Annotated in this window: 2 rRNA genes; both read left to right on the forward strand. The window is 54.7% G+C overall.

Features of this window, described 5'->3' with window-relative positions:
* Nucleotides 1–185: 185 nt before the first annotated feature.
* Nucleotides 186–1,709, forward strand: a 16S ribosomal RNA gene (locus ACX80X_RS21045).
* Between the two features lie 558 nt (nt 1,710–2,267).
* Nucleotides 2,268–2,603 (forward strand): 23S ribosomal RNA (locus ACX80X_RS21050); the annotation flags it as partial.

Raw genomic sequence — 2,603 nt, forward strand, 5'->3', positions numbered from 1 at the left:
TGTGTCTGTTGTTTGAGAACTCAATAGTGTGCCAAGTTTGTTGATACCAATTTATTGTATTGAATTGGTTGAATTGACTGGATCCGCCACCCCGTGGTGTGGTCTGGTTTTTACAGCTGGTTTCAAATTTTGTGCAGCCATTTTATCCTGTTATTTCCGGGGTTGGTGGTTGTGTCTGTTTTACTTCAACGGAGAGTTTGATCCTGGCTCAGGATGAACGCTGGCGGCGTGCTTAACACATGCAAGTCGAACGATGAACCTCACTTGTGGGGGGATTAGTGGCGAACGGGTGAGTAACACGTGAGTAACCTGCCCTTAACTCTGGGATAAGCCTGGGAAACTGGGTCTAATACCGGATATGACTCCTCATCGCATGGTGGGGGGTGGAAAGCTTTATTGTGGTTTTGGATGGACTCGCGGCCTATCAGCTTGTTGGTGAGGTAATGGCTCACCAAGGCGACGACGGGTAGCCGGCCTGAGAGGGTGACCGGCCACACTGGGACTGAGACACGGCCCAGACTCCTACGGGAGGCAGCAGTGGGGAATATTGCACAATGGGCGAAAGCCTGATGCAGCGACGCCGCGTGAGGGATGACGGCCTTCGGGTTGTAAACCTCTTTCAGTAGGGAAGAAGCGAAAGTGACGGTACCTGCAGAAGAAGCGCCGGCTAACTACGTGCCAGCAGCCGCGGTAATACGTAGGGCGCAAGCGTTATCCGGAATTATTGGGCGTAAAGAGCTCGTAGGCGGTTTGTCGCGTCTGCCGTGAAAGTCCGGGGCTCAACTCCGGATCTGCGGTGGGTACGGGCAGACTAGAGTGATGTAGGGGAGACTGGAATTCCTGGTGTAGCGGTGAAATGCGCAGATATCAGGAGGAACACCGATGGCGAAGGCAGGTCTCTGGGCATTAACTGACGCTGAGGAGCGAAAGCATGGGGAGCGAACAGGATTAGATACCCTGGTAGTCCATGCCGTAAACGTTGGGCACTAGGTGTGGGGGACATTCCACGTTTTCCGCGCCGTAGCTAACGCATTAAGTGCCCCGCCTGGGGAGTACGGCCGCAAGGCTAAAACTCAAAGGAATTGACGGGGGCCCGCACAAGCGGCGGAGCATGCGGATTAATTCGATGCAACGCGAAGAACCTTACCAAGGCTTGACATGAACCGGAAATGCCTGGAAACAGGTGCCCCGCTTGCGGTCGGTTTACAGGTGGTGCATGGTTGTCGTCAGCTCGTGTCGTGAGATGTTGGGTTAAGTCCCGCAACGAGCGCAACCCTCGTTCTATGTTGCCAGCGCGTTATGGCGGGGACTCATAGGAGACTGCCGGGGTCAACTCGGAGGAAGGTGGGGACGACGTCAAATCATCATGCCCCTTATGTCTTGGGCTTCACGCATGCTACAATGGCCGGTACAAAGGGTTGCGATACTGTGAGGTGGAGCTAATCCCAAAAAGCCGGTCTCAGTTCGGATTGGGGTCTGCAACTCGACCCCATGAAGTCGGAGTCGCTAGTAATCGCAGATCAGCAACGCTGCGGTGAATACGTTCCCGGGCCTTGTACACACCGCCCGTCAAGTCACGAAAGTTGGTAACACCCGAAGCCGGTGGCCTAACCCCTTGTGGGAGGGAGCTGTCGAAGGTGGGACTGGCGATTGGGACTAAGTCGTAACAAGGTAGCCGTACCGGAAGGTGCGGCTGGATCACCTCCTTTCTAAGGAGCACCTACAGGCTGTTGTCCACTGCGTAATGTGGTGGGCGGGGTTTGTCAGGAGTATATGCCCGTTGCGCGGACGTTTGTTCTGCGGCGGGTGCTCAAGGGTGGAATATCAATGAATAGCGGCCGTTTGTTTCTTTCCTGACCTAGTACGGTGGTTGGTTGTCCTTCGGGATGGCTTCTCTGCCTGGAACGGTGTGGGTTGGGGGTGGGTGGTTTAGTGTTTGGCACACTGTTGGGTCCTGAGGCAACAGGGCCGGGAGGATGGGCTGCAGCTTACGGGTTGTGGTGTGTTTTGTCGGGTTTGTTTGTTTCTGGTTTCCTGGCTGCATCGATCGCACGGTTGACCTTTTGGGGTTGTGTGTGGGGTGTGTGGTTTGGGGTTGTTGTTTGAGAACTACATAGTGGACGCGAGCATCTTTTATAAGAAGCAATTTCCAAGAATTATGAACCTGGATCTGTCCGGGCGTCTGTTGCTGTGGCCTTCGGGTTGTGGTGGTGGTGTCCGGGTGGTTTTCGTGGTTCTCTCGAAAATTAGTTTTTTTGATCTTTTGTGGTCAAGTTTTTAAGAGCACACGGTGGATGCCTTGGCATTAGGAGCCGAAGAAGGACGTAGGAATCTGCGATAAGCCTGGGGGAGTCGATAACCGGACTGTGATCCCAGGGTGTCCGAATGGGGAAACCCCGCCAGGGGCGCGAGCTGCCTGGTGACCCGCATCTGAACACATAGGGTGCGTGGAGGGAACGCGGGGAAGTGAAACATCTCAGTACCCGCAGGAAGAGAAAACAATAGTGATTCCGTCAGTAGTGGCGAGCGAACGCGGATCAGGCTAAACCGTTCCATGTGTGATAGCCGGCGGGCGTTGCATGGGCGGGGTTGTGGGACTTTCC

It is taken from the genome of Pseudarthrobacter sp. MDT3-1 (assembly GCF_054510755.1).